Source organism: Paenibacillus sp. AK121, from assembly GCF_019042715.1.
In the GTDB taxonomy this organism is placed as follows: domain Bacteria; phylum Bacillota; class Bacilli; order Paenibacillales; family Paenibacillaceae; genus Paenibacillus; species Paenibacillus polymyxa_C.
Genome location: NZ_JAHPJM010000006.1, coordinates 1 through 16,634, shown reverse-complemented (window position 1 = coordinate 16,634; position 16,634 = coordinate 1). Strand labels below are relative to the sequence as shown.

The following is a 16,634-nucleotide window of genomic DNA, read 5'->3' as shown; positions in this document are numbered from 1 at the left end:
ATTGATCGGAATCGTTCTGTTTATTGCCCTTATGGGGATTACACTTGGACAGAGAAATTCCTTAACCTGGCCCGAGAAGTTTGCCAGAGATTCAATTGGCTTTGTGCAAGGTATCTTTTACAGGCCCGCTTCAGCAATAGCGGGCTTCTTTGAAGATATCGGTAATATGCGTAGTATTTACGAAGAAAATGAGCGCTTAAAAATAGCCGTGGCCAAGCTGACTCGTGACCAGATTCAGACTCATAATTATGTTGAAACAAATGCCAGATTGCAGAATGAACTGAAGTTCACCCAAACGCAAAAGGCGAAAAATAATTATGATTATCGTGTTGCGCAAGTGAACAGTGTTAGCAATGATTCCAAAACACTCGTGATTGATATTGGTGAGAAGGACGGAGCCAAGGTCGGTCAGGAGGTCAGTTCACTTGAAGGGTTTGTTGGGGTCATTAGCCGCACGGGGAATTTTACGTCTACCGTTACGCTGTTGACTACATTGGATCCTAAAAATCCGAATTCTTATGCTATTGCAGCGACAGTCTTGGGTAAGGAAAATCAATCGTTTGGTATGATTGAAAGCTATGATCCGGGTACGAACACATTTCAAATGACTCGCATTGAAGAAAAAGATCCAATCGCAAAGGGTGATCAGATTATTACGTCTGGTGCAGGCGGGAAGTTCCGCAAAAACCTAATGATTGGAACGGTGGAGAAAATTCAGGTTGGAGAGTTCGGCAAAACACGGACAGCGATTATTAAACCGGCAGCCAGCTTTGTGGATTGGAAAGAACTGCTCGTCCTCTACACTCCTGAGGTACCGGAATAATGAAGATGCGCGGTCAGGTTCTGATACTGCTGCTGTTTGTCCTGTTTATAGCTGAAGGAACGATTCTTCCGTGGCTTCTCCCGGATAGTTGGCATTCAAGAATGGTTCCAAATTTTGTGTATGTCGTAATTTTGTTTGTATCTGTGTATTACAGCCGTCATACAGCGTTGGTGCTAGGTATTGTTTTTGGACTTATTCATGATGTAGTGTACTACGGGTTTATCATTGGCCCTTATTCTTTTGCAATGGGGTTGTCTGCATACTTATTAGGGCTTGTGTTTACTGCTAGACGTGCACCGATGCCCATTATGATGGCGGCCGTATTGATTGGTAGTTTCCTGCTGGATTCTATGCTTTTTGCCATTGATCAGCTGTTTCAACTGAATCATCAGACTTTCAATTGGGCACTTGCTCAGTATATGATTCCTGATTTGTTTATCCATTTTCTGTTCGCCCTCATCATTTATGTCCCAGTTCGCAAGCAATTGCAGCGTTTGGGTACCCGTGTGAAAAAGGAAGAGACTGTCTAGGTCTTTTTACACACATTTTGTCCGGGTTAGCAGGGATTTGACGTCCCGGGGACGAAATGATTGAGATAGGAGGGACAGGCTAATGGCGGTGAAATCGAATCATGTCACGATTAAAGGCATCAAAGATGGCCTGGTATTCCTGCTGGACGATCAATGCGAATTTGAGGATTTGCTGGGTGAGCTGCGTTTTAAGCTGGAGCACAGTCATCAAAATATTTTAACTGGTCCGATCATTCATGTGGATATTAAACTGGGAAGTCGGGAAGTAACTGAGGAGCAAAAGGAAAGTATTCTGGAGATTTTGAAGCAGAAGGGGAATCTGCTCATCAGGTCTGTAGAATCACCCGGATTGCCTGTGGTAGTGCAGGGCAAGCCCCCAATTCACACGGTGACAGGGATTATCCGTTCAGGACAAGTGCTTCATCACGATGGAAACTTACTCTTTTTGGGAGATGTTAACCCGGGTGGAATTATAACTTGTACCGGTGATATCTATGTCCTTGGCGCTCTGCGGGGTATGGCGCATGCAGGGATGGAGGGAAATAGTGAAGCGATTATCGCGGCCTCCTATTTTGCACCAACACAGCTGCGAATTTCCGAAATGATTAGCCGTCCACCAGATGAATGGGAGACGCGTGAATCCGGCATGGAATTTGCGTATCTCAAGGATGGCGCTATGCAAATAGATAAAATGAGCAATATTGTGCGTCTGGGCCGCGATTTTAACGTGTTCAAAGGGGTGTAGCACATGGGAGAGGCTATCGTCGTCACTTCAGGAAAAGGCGGCGTCGGCAAAACGACGACGTCAGCCAATATAGGAACAGCGCTTGCACTGCTCGGCAAAAAGGTGTGTTTGGTGGATACGGATATCGGTTTGCGTAATCTAGACGTTGTGATGGGTCTGGAAAACCGGATTATTTATGACCTTGTTGATGTAGCGGAAGGTCGTTGCCGTCTAAATCAGGCACTGGTTAAGGACAAGCGTTTTGAGGAGCTGTATATGCTACCAGCTGCTCAAACCAAGGACAAGAGTGCTGTTACGCCGGAGCAGGTTAAGGATATTATTTTGGAGCTTAAAAAGGATTTTGAATATATATTGATCGACTGCCCTGCGGGTATTGAGCAAGGCTTTAAAAATGCCATTGCCGGTGCGGATCAGGCCATTGTTGTGACTACTCCAGAAAATGCTGCTGTACGCGATGCAGATCGGGTAATTGGTTTACTGGAAAGTTCGCACGTGATATCACCTAAGTTGGTGGTTAACCGCATTCGCAATAGTATGGTTAAATCCGGAGATATGTTAGATATTGACGGAATTTTACAAGTGCTTAGCATAGACCTTATTGGGATTGTACCGGATGATGAAATGGTAATTAAAGCAGCTAATACAGGAGAGCCTACTGTTATGAATCCGGATGCACAGGCAGCGATTGCCTATCGGAACATTGCGAGACGAATCTTGGGCGATACTGTGCCTCTTATGCAGCTGGACCAGAAAAAGAGTGTGATGACACGCTTTAAGAAGTTTTTTGGTATGGGTGGATAAGGAAAACAGGAAGTTATTGCTGGTGGTTGCTTGGCCTTTTCTAGTGAGATATTTTCACTGATTTCTAAGGGAAGTGTTACAGTAGCATTCATTTGTAATACTAGACACTTAAATAAGTCACCACTTATTTAAGTGTTTTTGGTTTGCTTTTTTAAATTTCTATAATTCTGGTTCGTAAATTTAGATCATTACATAAATGTTATAAATGCAAAACATATCCGGTGCGCTAGCGCCGGTTTTTTTGATTTTTAGGGTATGTAATCCCCAACCGGACAACATAAGTTGAAGCCCGTCCTCATAAGATGTAATAAACTTACCTCGCTGAGGGGGCTGAACAGGATGGACAAAAATTCCGGAATCAAGCAGCGCAGAAAAGAACGTATACAGCAGCTAATCGAGGGAAACAAAGCGGAGGCGTATTCCTCAGGCATAGATCAGAACAGGTACGGGTACAGAGAAATGAAATCGATGCCTGTAGTCAGTGCCAACTCGCCCAGAGACCCAGAAACCGAGTGGAAAAATGATCGACAACGTTGGCAGCAATCTTTTGGGGCAAATCGTGGTCCGTCTTTTTGGAGTTCCTTTTGGCGTAGAACTGTCATAGCAGCAGTGTTATTTGGAGTGGTGTGGGGCTTATTTCGCTGGGATATCCCCTATGCAGTAAATTTGAGAATGTTTGTCGCGGATGCCTTGAATAAGGACATGGATTTTGCAGCCGCCGGACAATGGTATAAAACTTATTTTGACGGAGCTCCTTCCTTCTTACCGATTTTTGGCGAGGAGCATGAAACGAAACAGGTAGACGCAAGTCGAAAGGGCTCTCCACCGATTGAAGGCAATATAACGCAGCCGTTTGTACTGAGCCTTAAAGGAGTAGAAATTACGCCGAATGTTACCGATAACGGGGCAATCGCTGTTAAAAGTATAGATGCAGGACGTGTATTAGATGTATTAAATCATCCCAAAAGTGGGATTTCAGTTACAGTTCGTCACACTGGCGGTATCACAGCAACTTACGGAAGGCTCTCACGCTCTACCTTAAAAGTGAACGATTGGGTTCAGGAGGGTGAAGAGATCGGTGTATTGCCAGCAAGTCACGGCGGTAGCGAGGCGGCGACTTTATTTTTGGCAATTCAAAGAGGGGATCAATACATTGACCCGTCGGAAGTGGTAGCCCTTGATTAATGTCCGAGGGGTGACCTTATCACTGCATCCACTGTTTGTACTGGTTATGCTGACCTCTGTATTAACTGGACATTTCATCGAGATCATGACCTTATTTACACTAGTGTTTATACATGAGCTAGGTCATGCGACAGCTGCTTCGTTGTTGGGGGCGCGGTTGCTTTCCATACAGATGTTACCCTTTGGAGGAGTGGCTGTCATTGAGGATCAGGGGAAGCTCAATGCGTGGAAGGAGATTGTCATTGCCCTAGCAGGCCCCCTGCAAAACGGAATCATGATCATCATTCTTTTGTGGCTTAGGAATGTGAGTGGGTTGGAGCATGATTATGTAAATTATATAATTCAGGGAAATGCTGTTATTGCATTGTTTAATTTGTTGCCAATTTTACCGCTTGATGGTGGAAAAATATTGCAGTCGCTGATTAGCTTATTCTTCTCTTATCACCGCACATTAGTATGGACTTTTAGAGCCAGTATCATAACAAGTCTGCTATTTTGCCTGTATGGTATTTCGCCGTTATTAAGGCAAGATGAGCCTTTACATTTAAATCTGCTGGCGGTAGGGATTTTTTTGCTTTATTCTAATATTGTGGATTATCGGAATATCCCTTACCGTTTTATACGTTTTTTGCTGGGGAGGGACGAGCTTTTTTACCGCGAAGCGGCTAAAGGAAGCATTGCCTTACCTATTGTATCCCTGCCCGTGAAACATTTGGAGCCTGTTTTGCGTCTTTTCAGAAGAGATCGATATCATATGGTTTACGTTATGAATGAACAGGGACGGATTGTAGCTGTATTGCCGGAACAACGACTTATACGTTCTTATTTTGCGGCACGCCCGCCAAATGGTGGAGAATCCAAACCAAAATAATGTTTATGAAATAAGGAAGAGGCTGTATTCAGAGAGGTTGAAAAACCATGAAGCAAATGATTGTACAATGCCAACAGCAGATGACCCAAATGGCACTGTTGGAAGAGGGACGATTGGTTGAATATGCGGCTGAACTACCGCGAAAACGGGGAATTCTAGGTTCTTTTTTCAAAGCGAGGGTGGTCAATGTGCTACCAGGAATGCAAGCCGCCTTTGTTGACATTGGACAGCGCAAGAATGCCTTTTTGTATGTGGATGACGTACTTCATGCTCATTTGGACAAGCAGCCAGAGGTAAAGCCGTCCATTTCTGAACTGTTAAAGGTGGGGCAGGAAATCGTAGTACAGGTATTAAAAGAGGCAGTTGGTAGCAAAGGAGCCAGGGTGACCACTCATTTTTCACTTCCGGGCCGCTGGATTGTTTACATGCCCCGTGCTGATTATGTGGCCGTATCCAAGAAGATTGAGCGTGAGGGAGAACGTGCCCGTTTGAAAGCCATGGGAGAGCAACTGCGCACGGGTGAGGAAGGGGTCATCATTCGTACGGTTTCAGAGGAAATGAGTATAGAGGCGATTGAAAATGATCTGAATCAACTACGTAAGCAATGGGCGGCTATTCAGCGCAAAGCGGGTGAACACTCCGCACCGTGTGAATTGCACCGAGATCTGAGTATCGTTCAGCGTTTAATTCGCGATGTGTTTACACCTGAGCAGGATGAACTGGTCATTGACAGTGAGGAGCAAGCAAAGGATGCAGAAGTAATGCTGCAGCAGATTGGTTCTGCGAAAGCTCATGTAAGTATATTTCGCAGTGCAGAAGAAACGATTTTCAAAGCTTATGGCATTCATGAGCAGCTGGAGCGCGATTTTGCACGAAAGGTATGGCTTCAGGGTGGCGGATACATTGTCATTGATCATACGGAGGCATTGACCGTCGTTGATGTGAACACTGGGAAGTTTACGGGCGGCAGTAATCTGGAAGAGACGGTGACCCAGACTAACATTGAAGCAGCAGAAGAGATTGCTCGCCTGGTACGTGTACGTGATATTGGAGGTATTATCATCATTGATTTCATCGATATGGAACAAGAGGAGAATCGTAGGGAAGTATCTTCTGTGCTGGAGGCAAGATTAAAAAAGGACCGGACTAAATCATATGTTGTCGGTTGGACGCGGTTAGGTTTACTGGAAATGACCCGCAAAAAAGTGCGTGAAGAAAAGACTCTCGTGTAGAACGTGCGTAATCAAAATTATTTCAAAACTAAAGGTTGAATGTGTACGAAGCTTATGCTACAATCATTTAGTATGTGTGATGCGTAAGATTGGCTGCACATGCTGTAACCGCTCCAATCAGGTACTGAAGTGCAGTATCCTAAGGAAACTGCCACCTGCAATTAGGCGAGTCTGAGACATAAGGAGGTGCAAGCAAATGTACGCAATTATCGAAACTGGTGGTAAGCAATACAAAGTTCAAGAGGGCGATGTATTGTTCATCGAGAAGTTGGAAGCTAATGATGGTGAAACTGTAACGTTCGATCGTGTTCTGGCAGTGTCCGGCGACAATGGCTTGACAGCAGGTACACCGCTTCTTTCTGGAGCTTCTGTAACAGCTAAAGTTGAGAAGCATGGTCAAGGTCAAAAGGTCGTTGTATACAAATACAAACCTAAAAAGAACTACCATGTGAAGCAAGGTCATCGTCAACCGTACACGAAAGTGACGATTGAAAAAATCCAAGCGTAAGAGGGTGCGATAATTGATTATCGTGCGTATTATACGACTGGAGGATGGCAGCATACAGGGGTTTTCTGTTAAAGGCCATGCGAATTTTGCTAAATCTGGCGAGGATATCGTATGTGCTGGTGTTTCAGCGGTAACAGTAGGAACTGTCAATTCGATTGTAGCTCTTACGGACGTTGAAATGGAAACGGAAATGGAAAACGGCTTTTTAAGCGCGTATCTTTCTCCTGAAAGTTATCATGATGCGAACGCACAGGTTCAACTGTTGTTGGAGTCCATGGTGATTATGCTGACAAGCATTGCTGAATCATACGGTAAGTATATTCAAATAGAAAATAAACAAAGAAGGAGGTAGACATCATGTTGAAATTGACATTGGATCTTCAGTTATTCGCATCGAAAAAAGGTGTAGGTTCCACAAAAAACGGACGTGACAGCAGATCGAAACGTCTTGGAGTGAAACGTGCTGACGGTCAAGCAGTTACCGGCGGTAGCATCTTGGTTCGTCAACGCGGAACGAAAATTCACCCGGGCACGAACGTGGGCATCGGTAAGGACGACACTCTGTTCGCGAAAGTGGACGGCGTTGTGAAGTTCGAACGTTGGGGCCGTGATCGCAAAAAGGTGAGCATCTACCCGATCGACGTTGCTCCAGTAGCAGCTACTGTAGAAGCTTAATAGCGGCTTAAACACGCTGAAAAAGCCTCCGGCACTTTTGTCGGAGGCTTTTTTGCATGATGGTAATGAACTGGAAAGTTAGTCTGTGCTATACTGGATAAAGGTTGTTGACTAGTCCATTTAATTATCGCAGAACGGAGAGAAGCCATGTTCCAGCGGATAAGAGCGCCTTATCTGGCGTTGGGTTCCATTCTGATTCCTTTGGTTTTTTCACTGCTCTATCCCAAAGCATTAACGATTATCATACTAGCTGTGTGGGCTGTAGCTGCTGCTTGTTTTGGTATGTGGTATACACATAGACAGGTTGAACATGAGCGGAAAGCTGCTTTGCGTTCTTTTGAGCGTACAGCGATAGCAACGCTTAACCATCATCGGCATGACTGGATGAATGATTTACAGGTGCTTTATGGCTATATTCGTATGAATAAGCATGATAAATCAGCTGCTTATGTGGAAACAATAAAGGGGCGGGTGTCGGAAGACAGTAAAATATCTAAGCTGGGTATTCCCTCGCTGGTGTTTTATTTGCAGTCTTTTCGCGTGAACGCCGGAAATTTACAATTGTCGGTACAGGTTGAGGAGGATTTAAAGTTAGACGCTGTCATGTCTCCCGAAGACGGCGAGTCGCTTGCCTCGGCCGTCATACAAACGGTGCGTGCGTATCAATATGGCGGGGGCCGGTCGTCCTGGGGAGAAGTGCGCAGATTGACACTTTATTTCGGTATGGATCAGAATGATGTTATCGTCCGGTTTGAAGGAAGTGACATACCTGCCGATTTAAATATACTAAAGCAGGTCAGATCCGTACTTAGAAGTGAACGCCTTCGAACAGAGAAGCTCCCTACGGGCGATATGCTTCAAATTCGAATGCAGTGCCAGACATAAGGAAGGTGTAACCATGTTTGTAGATAAAGCGAAGATTTTTGTTAAAGGCGGTGACGGTGGAGACGGATTAATTGCGTTTCGCCGTGAGAAATATGTTCCTAATGGCGGCCCAGCTGGTGGTGACGGAGGGAACGGTGGAGATGTAATTTTTCGTGTAGATGAGGGTTTGCGTACCTTGATGGATTTTCGGTACCAACGGCATTTTAAAGCCCAGCGTGGGGTAAAAGGTCGCAACAAAAGCCAACACGGAGCCAACGCTGAGCACATGATTGTCCGTATACCACCGGGAACAGTTATCATGGATGATGACACAGGTGAAGTATTGGCAGATATGACTCGTCATGGCCAACAGGTCGTTGTAGCTAAAGGAGGACGCGGAGGACGCGGCAATATTCGTTTTGCAACACCGAGTAATCCAGCGCCTGAATTGGCTGAAAACGGTGCGGAGGGGCAAGAACGTTATGTTACGCTTGAGTTAAAAGTGATGGCTGACGTAGGCTTGGTCGGATTTCCTAGTGTAGGAAAGTCTACCTTGTTGTCAGTTGTATCTTCTGCAAAACCCAAAATTGGCGCATACCACTTTACAACGATTACCCCAAACCTGGGCGTCGTGGATGTGGGCGATCAGCGGAACTTTGTGATGGCCGATTTGCCTGGTTTGATTGAAGGAGCCCATGAAGGCACTGGACTGGGCCATGAATTCCTGCGTCACATTGAGCGGACGCGAATTATTATCCATGTTGTGGATATGGCCGGCTCTGAAGGACGTGACCCGTTTGAAGACTGGACCAAAATAAACGATGAATTAAAGCAATATAATGCAGCTCTGGCTGAGCGTCCACAAATTGTGGCGGCCAATAAAATGGATATGCCAGAAGCTGAAGAAAATCTTGCTCACTTCAAAGAGCAGATTGCTACGATACGTCCTGACCTTGAAATCATGCCTATTTCCTCTCTGACACGTCAGGGTGTAAAGGAACTGCTCTATCGGGCTGCTGATCTGTTGGATCAAATACCGGACGAGCCGGTTGTTGAGGAAGTAGCAGAAGTTAATGAACGCAAGGTATTTAAGTTGGATACGACCGAAGACGAGGGCTTTACGATTGTACGTGAAAACGACACATTCGTGGTGCACAGCCCCAAAATTGAGCGCATGATGAAGCGCATGCAGATGAATTCGCATGATGCCATCTTGAAATTAGCAAGAACGTTGCGTCATATGGGTGTGGATGCTGAGCTACGCAAACGTGGTGCCACAGATGGTACATCTGTACGCATCGCTGATTTCGAGTTCGAATTCGTAGAAGGCAGCAGCTACTACTAAAAATTAAATAAAGCTTTAAAACCTGAACGGTTACTGCACTATAGGGAATTCTATAGAAGGCAGTAGCCGTTTTTTTTGTATTGTTAGCTTGCCGATTTTCATGAGTTTAGATATAATGTCCTCTATACAAAAACATAAGTCTTTGAGGAGAGGACGTTCTTGAAAGAGCGCTATTACTTGGTGCGGGAAGATATTTTGCCTGAAGCTATTGTTAAGACCATACAGGTAAAACTGCTGCTGGCTTCGGGAGATGTTAAAACCGTACATGATGCTGTGGAGCAAGTTGGGCTAAGCCGAAGCGCCTTTTATAAATATAAAGATGGTATACATTTGGTTAACCAGTTGGAGCGTGAGCGAATTGTCAATATCTCTATCGATCTAGAGCATCAATCCGGCATGCTGTCCAGGGTGCTCGGCAGAGTGGCGGATTACGGAGGTAATGTGCTGACGATCCAGCAAAGTATTCCACTGCAAGGTAGAGCCAACGTAGTTATCTCAGTCGAAATGTCCAGGCTTAGTGATGAATTGGGTGTTCTGCTGGAGGGCTTGGAAAGCATTTCTGGAGTCAAGCGGGTCCGTCTGATTGGGCAAGGCTGAGGCGATTCAATTCGTTAGATAAAAGTTAGCAGGAGGGGAATGGATGAAACCGGTCAAAGTAGGATTGTTAGGCTTAGGGACTGTAGGTACGGGAGTCGTTCGAATCGTTGAGGGCAATCAGGAAGACTTGAGCAGACAAGTAGGTTCACCGATCATCATTGAAAAAATAGCTGTAAAAAACATAGATAAGTATCGTTCCATAGAAGTAGACACCGCCAAACTTACTGAGGACCCGTGGGAAGTCATTCGAGACCCTGAAATTGATGTGATTATCGAAGTCATGGGTGGGATTGATCAGACGAAGGAGTACATTCTAGAAGCGCTAGAGAGAGGCAAACACATTGTAACAGCCAACAAGGACTTAATGGCATTGCACGGTTCTGAAGTATTGGCAAAAGCACAGGAAAAACAATGTGATATTTTTTATGAGGCTAGTGTGGCAGGCGGTATCCCGATCATTCGTACACTCATTGAAGGGTTCTCCTCTGACCGTATTACCCGCATTATGGGGATTGTGAACGGTACAACAAACTTTATTTTAACTAAAATGAGTCAGGAAGGAGCCTCGTACGAGGAGGTTCTTAGGGAAGCTCAAGAACTTGGATACGCAGAATCTGATCCGACCTCAGATGTCGAAGGATTGGATGCGGCGCGCAAGATGGCAATACTGGGAACCCTTGGTTTCCGCTCTAATGTAGAGCTCAAGGATGTAAGCGTGAGCGGTATTTCAAAGGTAACCAGTGAAGATATTGCCTTTGCTAAAAAACTAGGATATGAAATGAAGTTGCTTGGTATTGCAGAACGCCAAGGTGATGAATTTACGATTAATGTTCAGCCGACTATGGTGCGCAAGCAGCATCCATTGGCATCGGTGAACGGAGTATTCAACGCAGTTTATGTACATGGTGAAGCAGTGGGAGAAACCATGTTTTATGGTGCAGGTGCAGGCGAAATGCCAACAGCTACATCAGTAGTGGCTGACCTGGTAGCTGTAGTGAAAAACCTCAAACTTGGCGTAAATGGGCTAAAAGCAATCGTACCCTACAATCCTAAAAAAATTTGCAATGACGAAGACGTGTATTTCAAAAATTTCGTGCTTTTACACGTAGATGATAAAGCAGGGGTATTGGCACAGATTACGCAGGTATTTGCTGAATTCAATGTCAGTTTGGCATCTGTCGTGCAGCAACCGAATGAGACTAATCCTGATGCTGAGATTATTATCGTGACTCATTTAGCTAGTAAAGCAAGTATGAAAAAGGTTTTGGAGCATTTTGAAACTTTGGACGTGATTCGCCGCATCAAGAGTGTATATCGGGTAGAGGGATAGTTAATAAAAGCAGGAGGAATCATCTGTATGACCGTTTTGAAAACAGCAAGAGTGCGCGTGCCTGCGAGTACGGCTAACCTAGGACCTGGCTTTGATACATTGGGCATGGCGTTGTCTCTATACGCATGGATTGAATTAAAAGAGGCCGAGCAGACAGCTTTCCATCTGTACGGGGATCAAATGAATGGCGTTCCCCAAGATAAAACCAATTTGATTTACAAGGTAGCACAAATGGTTTTTCGTGAAGCAGGTGTATCTGTTCCTGAGCTGGAAATTTCGATGTACTCGGATATTCCGCTTACCCGTGGCTTGGGCAGTAGCGCTTCCGCTATTGTAGGTGCCTTGGTGACTGCTAATACGCTGATTGGCTCGCCTCTGTCGGATTCCAAGCTATTTGATATGGCAAGCGCTATTGAAAAGCATCCGGACAATGTCGGGGCCTCTTTGTTTGGCGGTATTATTACTGCTGTGTGGGATGGCAAACATGCCAAGCACTTACGGATTGAACCGGATGCTAATCTAGAGGTAATAGTAGTTATTCCAGATTTTCAACTGTCCACGTCGAAGGCCAGAGAGGTCCTGCCTACCCATGTATCCTTGAAGGATGCTGTATACAATATAAGCCATGCTTCAATGCTGGTAGCGGCATTGGCATCGGGCCGAACAGATCTAATCGCCGAAGCGATGCGTGATCAGCTTCATCAGCCTTACCGCGCGGCACTTGTACCGGGTATGACAGAGATCCTACAGAATGCGTACCATTATGGTGCATTAGGTGTGGCCCTTAGCGGTGCTGGACCGACATTGCTGGCATTGACGGATCAACGGGAAAATCGTAAAGCGGAGCTTGAACAGTATTTAACGGAGACAATGAACAAAGAAGGGATCACGGCGTCTGTTTTAAATTTGCGCCCGGAGATTGAAGGAGCTAAAGTATATACGGAAGGGAGTACACACCCTTTTATGGATATGATTAAAGGGGAACTTACGATATGATGCGAATTGCACTTCTTCCTGAGGGGACTGTTTCTCATGAAGCAATTAAATATTTGTTAGGAGATACACCCTGTGAACTACTGTTTTACAAGCATATAGCAGACGTATTTCAGGCAATAGACAAGGGACAGGCAGACTATAGTGTAATTCCTATAGAAAATACGATTGATGGCTCTGTAAGTTTGCATATGGACTGGCTTGTGCATGAGGTAGACATTCCAATGCAGGCGGAATGGGTATATCCTTCAATTCAAAATCTTATTGGACATCGTAGTGAATTTCTCGGGGATCAGGACAAGCTTGATTTGATCAAAGTGGTCAAAATTATGTCCCATCCTGTAGCGCTTCCCCAATGTAAAGAATTCATACAAACTTTCGCTCCTCAAGCCGAGCTGGAGAGTGCAGGAAGTACGGCAGAGGCCGTCGAAATTGTTAAACATAACCCAGGTAAAGGTTGGACCGCTCTTGGAACCAAGCTTGCGGCTGCCAAACACGGGTTAGATATTTTGGCCAGCAAAGTGACGGATCATGATAACAATTTCACCCGCTTTGTCTTGATTGGACATCAACCTGTAAGGTTCCCGCGTACGCCTGAAGGCCAGCGAACCAGTATTCTGGTTACGCCGCCGCAGGATTTCCCAGGAGCGCTGCATCAGGTTTTATCCGCATTTGCATGGCGCAGGTTAAATCTGTCTCGTATTGAATCGCGTCCGACCAAAAAGCAATTGGGGAATTATTATTTTTACATTGAAGTTCTGGAATCTCTGCATTCCGTTTTGCTTCCGGCAGCCTTTGCAGAGATCGAGGCTTTGGGGTGCCATGTACGTATTCTTGGCTCTTATCCAAGCTACAAGTATGTTGAAGCAGCGATCGAACCTATTTTGAAGGAACATTAATCGGAGGTGTGGTTGTAATGGCAGAACAATGGATCTATCTGGATGGACAGCATGTGACTAAGGAGAACGCAAAGGTTTCTGTATATGATCATGGTTTCCTGTACGGAGACGGTATATTTGAGGGTATTCGTATTTATAACGGCAATATTTTTAAATGTAAGGAGCATTTAGAGCGGCTGTATGATTCTGCGAAATCTATTCAGTTGAACATTCCGTTGTCTCCTGATGAAATGTTGGAAGCAATGGCTGAAACGATTCGTCTTAACGAAATGCGCAATGGATATATCCGATTGGTTGTATCCCGGGGTGCTGGAAATCTAGGTTTGGATCCCCTTCGTTGTGCAAAGGCGAGTGTCATCATTATTGTCGAGCAGCTCACCATTTATCCGGAAGAAGCTTATTTGACAGGTCTGAAGACAATTTCTGTTTCTCAACGTCGCAACATCCCGGATGCTTTGAATCCAAAGATAAAATCATTGAACTACCTCAACAATATCCTGGTGAAGATCCAGTCTAATTATGCTGGTGTAGGTGAGGCTATTATGCTCAATTCCCAAGGATATGTGACGGAAGGTTCTGCTGATAACATTTTCATTGTCAAAAATGGAGTGTTATATACACCGCCTTGTTATTTGGGAGCGCTTGAGGGGATTACACGTAATGCTATCATCGATTTGTGTGCCAAGCTTGGATATTCGCTTAAGGAGCAACCTTTTACATTGCATGATGTATATGTGGCGGATGAGGTGTTTTTTACGGGAACCGCTGCAGAAGTGATTGCAGCTTATGAAGTAGATGGTCGTACGATCGGCTCCGGTGTTGCTGGTCCAGTGACTTTAGAGCTCCTGGCCGAGTTCCGGAAGATTGTGGATCAGGATGGCTATAAAGTGTGGCAGGACTAAAAGAATACGAGATCCTTTTGACTGAATGCTTGTAAGAGTATTCGGTTGAGAGGATTTTTTTGTTTGTAGGGGGTCATTCGCCTGGGAGGTGCATAGGATGTAATAACAGAAGCCGGGCGTTTATCCCGCCCGAACGAAAGTCTAGGAGGTTTGTGACCTGTGAAAATACACATCGTCAAAAAAGGTGACACTCTGTACTTACTGGCACAGAAGTATAATGTGACACTAGAGAAAGTTATTGCCGCTAATCCCCAATTGGCAGACCCTAATCAGTTGAGCATCGGCGAGAAAATCAAAATTCCGACAGATCCTGTTACGATGGAAACACAGCCGTCAACGGTCTATCAACACAAAGTTAAGCAAGGTGATACGTTGTGGAAGTTGTCCAAGGCGTGGAATGTACCGCTTAAGTTAATTATTGATGCCAATTCCCAGCTTAAAAACCCGAATGCACTTTTGGTTGGAGAAACAGTTAATATTCCACACTACAAAGAAAGCGTATCTGATCTTTCTGTGAATAAGAAAAATACCGCAGTGAAAGAAGAGATGACACAGCCTAAACCTGAATCCCCAACCAAGGAAGAGCTTACCCAGCCCAAGGCGGAATTAACACAGCCTAAACCGGAGAATATGCCTAGTCCTAAAGAAGAAATGACACAGCCGAAAGAAACAGTGAATCCTCCTAAGCTTCCTGAATTAAAACTGCCTGAAGTTCCTATGGCGCCTGTCAATATGGCACCCGTCAATATGGCGCCCGTAAATCCTGCTCCACCTCAATTGCAGCCCATAATTACTCAACCTGCCCCACCTCAACAAATGCAACCTATAGTCACCCAACCGATTGCACCTAAACCGCAGCTTCCAGTTCATATTGAGAAGCAACCCGTAACCGAAAAGTTTTGTGGCTGCACCAGCTCGAAGCCGATGGAGAATTCCTCATGGCCATTACAGCAACCGGCATTTGATTACAGTCCGCCAATAAATGCTATGCCGAACTCGTGGTATCCGGGGATTGGATCTCCTCAGAATTGGGGGAATGCTCCTGTAAATACTTCCTTTGCAGAACATGCCTCTCCTACTGTAGTTGCAGATCAGGGCTATCATCATGACTGTGAGCATCCATGGTGCTGGGGGCCTGTGCAGACAGCACCCATACATGCTCATCCCACACCTTATCCTGCCTATTCAGATTGCTGCTGCACCCCCGGATATTATCCGAGTCATGAAGCGTCTGAAAATACATCCTATCCTGTCTATCCTCCATTTATCCATCAAGGGGGCCCGCAGAAGCAACCAGAGAGTGCGGTCCAGGGTAGCCAGTGGGGCAACGCATGGGGAGGACCACAATATAGTATGCCTGCAAGTGGATACGTGTCCGACTTTAGCCAACCAATAGGTCAACACTCTGCGAATCACCCATATCATCCGTTCGCACATGGAAATGCACCTATGTATCCATTAGAGGGATATACCACGCCCTATATGTTTATGCCAGACTGTGGATGCCGGGAAGGAAACACCGAGTCGGCGCCAGCCTCTCCGGGAACGCAAGAGGTAGGTAACAATCTGACTATTCCATCTCAAAATGAAGTTGCTTCTTCTTCAAAAAAAGACGATAGCGCGCGTAAAGGCAAATCAAAAGATATCTCTAGCAGTACATCCAAAGAAGAAACATCCAAAGCCAAGGTTTCAAGCGAGCATGATACTATTAAGAAGCATAAATCCCGTAAATCGACTGGAGGAAGATCTCGCTCCTCATCCTATAGTGCTCGTGCACGTCAAAATCCATGGATTAATGACTGACGCAGATAAATACAAGAAAGAGGTAAACACTAGTAGCGTCCCGATTTGTTAGTCGTAAGGCTAAAGGAATAAAGTTAAAGAGGCTGTTATTCTGCTAGTTGAGAATGATAGTCTCTTTGTTTAAATGCAGTAATCTTAAATATGAAAAATGTCACTAAAAAAGATGTTGCTAATTAGTATGGCCATGTGCTATATTCTTATAGCTGTCTTTTACAAGATAGTTAGCAACACAAAAACAAAGTAGAATTGATTAAAAAATTCTTCTGAAAAAAAAGTGTTGCAAAGATGAGGCAAACGTGATATATTATTTAAGTCGCCGCTGAGATGCGGTGGTGAGACAAAGTGAGACATAATGAAGATTTGATCTTTGAAAACTGAACAACGAGTGAGTAAAATGATTTTGTTCGCAAAATCAAACAAGAGATATTTTATCTCGTCAGTTTCAAAATGAGCTAATCGCTCTTTCTATAACCAACTTCGGTTGGTCTTTAATGGAGAGTTTGATCCTGGCTCAGGACGAACGCTGGCGGC

The 16,634-nt window shown here is 44.9% G+C and carries 18 protein-coding genes and 1 other annotated feature; all 18 genes read left to right on the top strand.

The features are described 5' to 3' along the window. Position 1: 1 nt before the first annotated feature. Positions 2 to 823 carry a rod shape-determining protein MreC gene (gene mreC / locus KSP24_RS12535; RefSeq protein ID WP_013372671.1) on the top strand — a complete coding sequence of 274 codons (822 nt, stop codon included), beginning with the start codon at positions 2 to 4 and terminating at the stop codon, positions 821 to 823. Then, positions 823 to 1,353, top strand: coding sequence for a rod shape-determining protein MreD (gene mreD / locus KSP24_RS12530; protein ID WP_013372670.1), 531 nt, complete (start codon positions 823 to 825; stop codon positions 1,351 to 1,353). Before mreC ends, mreD begins: the two co-directional genes overlap by 1 nt. Before the next feature lie 82 nt (positions 1,354 to 1,435). Further along, positions 1,436 to 2,098 (top strand): septum site-determining protein MinC, encoded by a 663-nt coding sequence (minC, locus tag KSP24_RS12525; protein ID WP_013372669.1) that lies wholly within the window; start codon positions 1,436 to 1,438, stop codon positions 2,096 to 2,098. A gap of 3 nt (positions 2,099 to 2,101) precedes the next feature. Further along, entirely contained in the window at positions 2,102 to 2,899 is a 798-nt protein-coding gene (gene minD, locus KSP24_RS12520) for a septum site-determining protein MinD (RefSeq protein ID WP_013372668.1), read from the top strand. Positions 2,900 to 3,238: 339 nt separating this feature from the next. Beyond that, entirely contained in the window at positions 3,239 to 4,084 is an 846-nt protein-coding gene (locus KSP24_RS12515; protein ID WP_216975253.1) for a peptidoglycan DD-metalloendopeptidase family protein, read from the top strand. Further along, the gene (locus tag KSP24_RS12510) at positions 4,077 to 4,955 is read left to right on the top strand and encodes a M50 family metallopeptidase (RefSeq protein WP_013372666.1); all 879 of its coding nucleotides are present in this window, start codon (positions 4,077 to 4,079) and stop codon (positions 4,953 to 4,955) included. The genes KSP24_RS12515 and KSP24_RS12510 overlap by 8 nt, the downstream gene beginning before the upstream one ends. Before the next feature lie 47 nt (positions 4,956 to 5,002). After that, on the top strand, positions 5,003 to 6,187 hold the full coding sequence (locus KSP24_RS12505; protein WP_016324654.1) for an Rne/Rng family ribonuclease: 1,185 nt from the start codon (positions 5,003 to 5,005) through the stop codon (positions 6,185 to 6,187). Between the two features lie 96 nt (positions 6,188 to 6,283). Next, positions 6,284 to 6,370 (top strand) — a sequence feature (ribosomal protein L21 leader region). 13 nt (positions 6,371 to 6,383) lie between these two features. After that, positions 6,384 to 6,695, top strand: a complete 312-nt coding sequence (rplU, locus tag KSP24_RS12500) for a 50S ribosomal protein L21 (protein WP_013372663.1) — start codon at positions 6,384 to 6,386, stop codon at positions 6,693 to 6,695. Between the two features lie 13 nt (positions 6,696 to 6,708). After that, positions 6,709 to 7,047, top strand: a complete 339-nt coding sequence (locus KSP24_RS12495) for a ribosomal-processing cysteine protease Prp (protein ID WP_016818432.1) — start codon at positions 6,709 to 6,711, stop codon at positions 7,045 to 7,047. A gap of 5 nt (positions 7,048 to 7,052) precedes the next feature. Further along, complete coding sequence (gene rpmA, locus KSP24_RS12490) at positions 7,053 to 7,370, top strand: 50S ribosomal protein L27 (RefSeq protein ID WP_013311590.1); 318 nt, start codon at positions 7,053 to 7,055, stop codon at positions 7,368 to 7,370. 147 nt (positions 7,371 to 7,517) lie between these two features. Next, positions 7,518 to 8,255, top strand: a complete 738-nt coding sequence (locus KSP24_RS12485) for a Spo0B domain-containing protein (RefSeq protein WP_216975252.1) — start codon at positions 7,518 to 7,520, stop codon at positions 8,253 to 8,255. A gap of 13 nt (positions 8,256 to 8,268) precedes the next feature. Next, positions 8,269 to 9,579 (top strand): GTPase ObgE, encoded by a 1,311-nt coding sequence (gene obgE / locus KSP24_RS12480; protein WP_216975251.1) that lies wholly within the window; start codon positions 8,269 to 8,271, stop codon positions 9,577 to 9,579. Positions 9,580 to 9,738: 159 nt separating this feature from the next. Then, on the top strand, positions 9,739 to 10,176 hold the full coding sequence (locus KSP24_RS12475; RefSeq protein ID WP_013372659.1) for an ACT domain-containing protein: 438 nt from the start codon (positions 9,739 to 9,741) through the stop codon (positions 10,174 to 10,176). Between the two features lie 43 nt (positions 10,177 to 10,219). Beyond that, complete coding sequence (locus KSP24_RS12470) at positions 10,220 to 11,506, top strand: homoserine dehydrogenase (RefSeq protein WP_064963346.1); 1,287 nt, start codon at positions 10,220 to 10,222, stop codon at positions 11,504 to 11,506. Between the two features lie 27 nt (positions 11,507 to 11,533). Continuing rightward, positions 11,534 to 12,502 (top strand): homoserine kinase, encoded by a 969-nt coding sequence (gene thrB / locus KSP24_RS12465; protein ID WP_216975250.1) that lies wholly within the window; start codon positions 11,534 to 11,536, stop codon positions 12,500 to 12,502. Next, the gene (pheA, locus tag KSP24_RS12460; RefSeq protein ID WP_216975249.1) at positions 12,499 to 13,398 is read left to right on the top strand and encodes a prephenate dehydratase; all 900 of its coding nucleotides are present in this window, start codon (positions 12,499 to 12,501) and stop codon (positions 13,396 to 13,398) included. Before thrB ends, pheA begins: the two co-directional genes overlap by 4 nt. Before the next feature lie 17 nt (positions 13,399 to 13,415). After that, on the top strand, positions 13,416 to 14,300 hold the full coding sequence (ilvE, locus tag KSP24_RS12455; RefSeq protein ID WP_040103050.1) for a branched-chain-amino-acid transaminase: 885 nt from the start codon (positions 13,416 to 13,418) through the stop codon (positions 14,298 to 14,300). Positions 14,301 to 14,459: 159 nt separating this feature from the next. Beyond that, positions 14,460 to 16,103: a LysM peptidoglycan-binding domain-containing protein gene (locus KSP24_RS12450; protein WP_040103051.1), complete on the top strand. Its 1,644-nt coding sequence runs from the start codon at positions 14,460 to 14,462 to the stop codon at positions 16,101 to 16,103. Positions 16,104 to 16,634: the final 531 nt, after the last annotated feature.

Excerpts from the sequence above, each read along its gene's own strand:
- minD (WP_013372668.1), top strand. The coding sequence starts at position 2,102 with ATGGGAGAGGCTATCGTCGTCACTTCAGGAAAAGGCGGCGTCGGCAAA.
- pheA (WP_216975249.1), top strand. The coding sequence starts at position 12,499 with ATGATGCGAATTGCACTTCTTCCTGAGGGGACTGTTTCTCATGAAGCA.
- mreD (WP_013372670.1), top strand. The coding sequence starts at position 823 with ATGAAGATGCGCGGTCAGGTTCTGATACTGCTGCTGTTTGTCCTGTTT.
- thrB (WP_216975250.1), top strand. The coding sequence starts at position 11,534 with ATGACCGTTTTGAAAACAGCAAGAGTGCGCGTGCCTGCGAGTACGGCT.
- rplU (WP_013372663.1), top strand. The coding sequence starts at position 6,384 with ATGTACGCAATTATCGAAACTGGTGGTAAGCAATACAAAGTTCAAGAG.
- rpmA (WP_013311590.1), top strand. The coding sequence starts at position 7,053 with ATGTTGAAATTGACATTGGATCTTCAGTTATTCGCATCGAAAAAAGGT.
- ilvE (WP_040103050.1), top strand. The coding sequence starts at position 13,416 with ATGGCAGAACAATGGATCTATCTGGATGGACAGCATGTGACTAAGGAG.
- obgE (WP_216975251.1), top strand. The coding sequence starts at position 8,269 with ATGTTTGTAGATAAAGCGAAGATTTTTGTTAAAGGCGGTGACGGTGGA.
- KSP24_RS12485 (WP_216975252.1), top strand. The coding sequence starts at position 7,518 with ATGTTCCAGCGGATAAGAGCGCCTTATCTGGCGTTGGGTTCCATTCTG.
- minC (WP_013372669.1), top strand. The coding sequence starts at position 1,436 with ATGGCGGTGAAATCGAATCATGTCACGATTAAAGGCATCAAAGATGGC.
- KSP24_RS12470 (WP_064963346.1), top strand. The coding sequence starts at position 10,220 with ATGAAACCGGTCAAAGTAGGATTGTTAGGCTTAGGGACTGTAGGTACG.
- KSP24_RS12505 (WP_016324654.1), top strand. The coding sequence starts at position 5,003 with ATGAAGCAAATGATTGTACAATGCCAACAGCAGATGACCCAAATGGCA.
- KSP24_RS12515 (WP_216975253.1), top strand. The coding sequence starts at position 3,239 with ATGGACAAAAATTCCGGAATCAAGCAGCGCAGAAAAGAACGTATACAG.